The organism is Stenotrophomonas sp. YJH_SMC_27, from assembly GCF_059369815.1.
The window spans coordinates 1-4,673 of record NZ_JCAFTA010000031.1 but is presented as its reverse complement, the minus strand read 5'-3'; the positions used below and the strand labels follow the sequence as shown (position 1 = coordinate 4,673).

At 66.7% G+C, this 4,673-nt stretch carries 5 protein-coding genes; all 5 read left to right on the top strand.

What is annotated here, in order from left to right:
• Positions 1-583 (top strand): methyl-accepting chemotaxis protein (locus AC5P7R_RS22340; RefSeq protein ID WP_288040094.1); only part of this gene is annotated, 583 nt, incomplete at its 5' end.
• 158 nt (positions 584-741) lie between these two features.
• A complete protein-coding gene (locus AC5P7R_RS22335; RefSeq protein WP_021202160.1) occupies positions 742-1,515 on the top strand; it encodes a flagellar brake protein in 774 nt (257 codons plus the stop codon).
• A gap of 194 nt (positions 1,516-1,709) precedes the next feature.
• Positions 1,710-2,201 (top strand): chemotaxis protein CheW, encoded by a 492-nt coding sequence (locus AC5P7R_RS22330; RefSeq protein WP_019659583.1) that lies wholly within the window; start codon positions 1,710-1,712, stop codon positions 2,199-2,201.
• A 136-nt stretch (positions 2,202-2,337) separates the two neighbouring features.
• Positions 2,338-2,721 carry a hypothetical protein gene (locus AC5P7R_RS22325; protein ID WP_021202161.1) on the top strand — a complete coding sequence of 128 codons (384 nt, stop codon included), beginning with the start codon at positions 2,338-2,340 and terminating at the stop codon, positions 2,719-2,721.
• A 101-nt stretch (positions 2,722-2,822) separates the two neighbouring features.
• A partial coding sequence (locus AC5P7R_RS22320; protein ID WP_495214198.1) for a methyl-accepting chemotaxis protein occupies positions 2,823-4,673 on the top strand: 1,851 nt, incomplete at its 3' end.

The window sequence follows — 4,673 nt, the reverse complement described above, 5'->3', positions numbered from 1 at the left end:
GGCACTGAACGCCGCGGTGGAAGCCGCCCGTGCCGGCGAACAGGGCCGTGGCTTCGCCGTGGTTGCCAGCGAAGTGCGTACCCTCGCCCAGCGCTCGGCCGCCGCCGCCAAGGAAATCAAGGGCCTGATCGACGACTCGGTGGGCAAGGTCGCCGAAGGCTCCAGCCTGGTGCACCAGGCCGGCAGCACGATGGGCGAGATCGTCGCCTCGGTGCAGCGCGTGACCGACATCATGGCCGAGATCTCCGCCGCATCGCAGGAACAGAGCGCCGGCATCGAGCAGGTCAACCAGACCGTGGTGCAGATGGACGAAACCACCCAGCAGAACGCTGCGCTGGTGGAGGAAGCCACCGCCGCCGCGCGTGCAATGGAAGACCAGGCCGTGCAGCTGGGCGAAGCCGTGGCCCGCTTCCGGCTGGCATCGCAGGGCACGACGGCCATTCCGGCGCGTCCGCTGGCGGCGCCGGTACCGCGCCAGGTCGCAGCTGCCGCACCGGCCGTGAAGGCGGCCCCGGCACGTACGCTGCGCACCGGGACAGCCCAGTCGGCGCTGGCTGCAGACGGCGACTGGCAGGAGTTCTGATGTCGCCAGGGTCGGACCCTTCTCCCTCGGGAGAGGGGTCTGGCCCCTTACGCATGGAAAGTGATGCAAATCCCACTTCATAATCCGGTGCAGAGGCCGATATCCCCATCGAGCCTCGCGCCAACGCGTGCTGGCGCCCGCCCCTGACCGTAGATTCCATGTCCGACGGCAACGACACTGCAGTGCATGATGTCCACGCGGCTGATGCCGCCGACGAACGTTTCCTGGTCCGCAACCCGCGCCAGTTGCGCCAGCTGCTGCGCTCGCTGATCGACCAGCGATCACTGATCAATGCCCATATCGACGGCCGCGACCGGTCGTTCCCGACCGCACTGCTCGAACTCGAAGAGGATGAAGACTACCTGCTGCTCGATGGCAGCCTGCAGGAGGCTTCCAACCGCGCCGCCGAACAGGCCGACCATCTGCTGTGCTTCGCCCAGCTCGAGCGTGTCCTCGTGCGGTTCCGCCTGCACGCGCTGGAGCGCGTGGACAACGATGGGCACGTTGCCTTCCGCGCCCCCCTTCCGGACGAACTGGTGCATCTGCAACGCCGTGAGATGTACCGGCTGGAAACCCCCGTCACTGATTCGCCCCAACTGCGGATCCCCGCCGGCGAGAGCCGCGCCGACGCCCTGTCGATGCGGGTGGTGGACATCAGTGGCGGCGGCCTGGCGGTCGCCGTGCCAACCGATTGCGCAGTGTTCAGCCTGCAGAAGCGCTACCCGGCGGTGCTGTCGTTGCCCGACGGCCCGGACCTGGAGATCGGGCTGGTTGTCTGCAACCTGTTGCCGCAGCGCCAACCCAACGGGATCGAGATCAAGCGGGTGGGCATGCGCTTTGACACCCTTCCGCGCGGCGCCGACAGCGCCATCCAGCGCTACATCTTCCGCATCGACCGCCAGCGCAAGGCACGCCGCAACGGCGAGCTGTAGGGCGCGTTCAACGGGTAGTGCCGGCCGCTGGCCGGCAACCCGCATATTGCCGTTGCCGGCCAGCGGCCGGCACTACCGATCCTCGGCAGACCCACGCCGTGCGCGGATGCCTCCGAGCCGGCGCCTAAAGTCCCCCCCGGAGGGGCCGATATCGAGCCTGACACCGGGACTTCCGGCAGAACCAGGACCCCTCGATGAACGACAAGACCAACTCCGCCGCCAGCGCCGGTGGCGAATTCCTCAGCTTCACCCTTGGTGACGAGCACTACGGCGTGGACATCCTCAAGGTGCAGGAAATCCGCGGCTACGACGCCGTCACCCGGGTGCCGGATGCACCGGACTACATCAAGGGCGTGATCAACCTGCGCGGCACCATCGTGCCGGTCATCGACCTGCGCCTGAAGCTGCGCCTGGACAATGCCCGCTACGACGCCTTCACCGTGATGATCGTGCTGAACGTCGAAGACCGCGTGGTCGGCATCGTGGTCGACAGCGTCTCGGACGTCATCCCGCTGTCGGCCGAGCAGATCCGTCCGACCCCGGAATTCGGCGCTGCCGTCGACACCCGCTTCATCTCCGGCATCGGCACCCACGACGACCGCATGCTGATCCTGCTGGACATCGAGACCCTGCTCGACAGCGCCGACATGGGGCAGAACGCCCTTGCCGAAGACGCTGCTGCCTGACCGAGCGGACCTGCTTCACGTTCCGGTTACAAAACCCTTCAGTTCTCCCCGGCAGTGCCGATAGGGGGACAGAAGCCGGTCGCGCAGGAGCGCGCAGAACCGGAACGACCATCACCATCCCCGGAGATATACCTCGATGAAGTCCCTGCTTGCGTTCGTTTCGGCCGCTGTCCTGGCCACCACCGCTTCCTCCGCGTTCGCCCAGTCGGCCGACATGATCCCGCCGGAACTGGCACCGCGCTCGGTCGGCAAGGACGGCATGGTCTGCGGCAAGGTCGAAAAGGCCCGCTACGCAGAAGGTTCCGAAGGCCAGCCGACCTTCCTTTACATGGGCGGCGCCTTCCCGCGCCACACCTTCTCGGCCCGCATCGCCGGCGAGAACCGCAGCAAGTTCTCCTTCCCGCTGGAAACCCTGGAAGGCAAGACCGTCTGCGTGATCGGCAAGATCCAGCGTGACGCCTCGCGCGCGGAAATCGAAGTCAGCTCGCCCGCTGGCCTGAAGCTGGCCAACATCAAGTAATCCGCTGTCCGTCGGACCACGCCGGTGCTGGTGCCGGCGTGGTTTCTGCTGCAACCGGGCCCGATGCCCGGGCGCGTCTGCCTTAGGAGCTCGCAACGCCCATGCCGTGGATCAACAACCTGAAACTGATGCCGAAGCTGCTGCTGACTTTCGGCGTCCTCCTGCTGGTGATGCTGTTGCAGGGCATCGTCGCCTATCGCGGCCTGCATTCGCTGAACAACGTCACCACCGAGCTGGCCGGTTCACGCATGGAGAGCATCCGCCTCGCCGGCGAGATGCGCGGCATGCTGGGCGAATACCGCAATGCCGCCTACCAGCAACTGATCCGGGCCAGCGACGACGTCAAGTCCGATGCACGCAAGCAGGGCGTCGAGCTGCGCGCGAGCATGGACAAGTCGATCAAGGAGTACCCGAAGCTGGTCGACAACGCGCAGCAGAAGAAGCTGTTCGACACCTTCGCCAAGGAGTGGAAGGACGCCCTGGCCTCCTATGACAGTGTCACCGAGATGCTTGAACTGGACCTGCCGGACGATGCCATCGATACCTTCGTCGGCGAAACCCGCACCAAGCACCGCAAGGCCGCCTCGGCACTGGAAGCGCTGATCGCCGAAGACAACCGCCTGGCCCGCGCCTCGCGCGAACAGGCCGCGTCCACCTATTCCGCCTCGGCCGTGCTGACCGTGATCGCCCTGCTGGGTGGCGCCGCGCTCGGCCTGGTGCTGGTCTGGCTGTTCGCCCGCGCACTGGTCGGCAGCGTGCGCGGCGCCGTCTCGGTCGCCAACGACGTCGCCGGTGGCAAGCTCGATGGCCATATCGACGTCAGCCGCCAGGACGAGGTAGGCGAACTGATGCAGGCCATGCAGCGCATGCAGCGCGACCTGCGCGAACGCATCGAGACCGACCAGGCGGTCGCCCGAGAGAACCTGCGCATCCGCACCGCGCTGGATTACAGCTCCACCGGCGTGTACCTGACTGATACCAGCAACACCATCGTTTACACCAATCGCGCCCTGCAGCAGACCCTGAGCCAGTACCAGGACGACGTGCGCCGCGACCTGCCGGACTTCGATGCCCAGGCCTCGCTGATCGGCAAGCCGGTCACCGTGCTTGAGCACCGTGGCGAAATGGACCAGACCCTGCTGGGCAACCTGAAGGCGCACGGTGTCGCCCGCCGCCCGATGCAGTATGGCGACGCCCAGTTTGCCCAGGTCGTCTCGACCATCCGCAATGAGGACGGTGACACTGTCGGCTACGTGGTGGAATGGCGCGACCGTACCCAGGAAGCGCAGGTTGAAGCGGAAGTGGCCCGCGTGATCGCCCAGGCCGCCGCCGGCGACCTGTCCGGCCGCATCGATGCTACCGACAAGGAAGGCTTCTTCCTGCAGCTGGCCCAGCAGATCAACGGCCTGCTGGACGCCAACGCCGGCAGCATCGAACAGATCTCCGGCCTGCTCGCCGCACTGTCGCAGGGTGACCTGACCGTGCGCATGCACGGCGACTACCAGGGCGTGTTCGCCCGTATGCGCGACGATGCCAACGCCACGGCCGCGCAGCTGAGCGAGATCGTCACCCGCATCAAGCAGTCCAGCCGCGCGATCAGCTCGGCCGCCGGTGAGATCGCCTCGGGCAACAGCGATCTGTCGCGCCGTACCGAACAGCAGGCCGCCAATCTGGAAGAAACCGCAGCCTCGATGGAGGAACTGACCTCCACCGTGCGCCAGAACGCCGAACACGCCCGCCAGGCCAACCAGCTCGCCATCGGCGCCCATGGCGTCGCCTCGCAGGGCGGTGAGGTGGTGGGCCAGGTGGTGACCACCATGTCGGCCATCGAAGCCTCGTCGAAGAAAATCGCCGAGATCATCAGCGTCATCGACGGCATCGCGTTCCAGACCAACATCCTGGCACTGAACGCCGCGGTGGAAGCCGCCCGTGCCGGCGAACAGGGCCGTGGC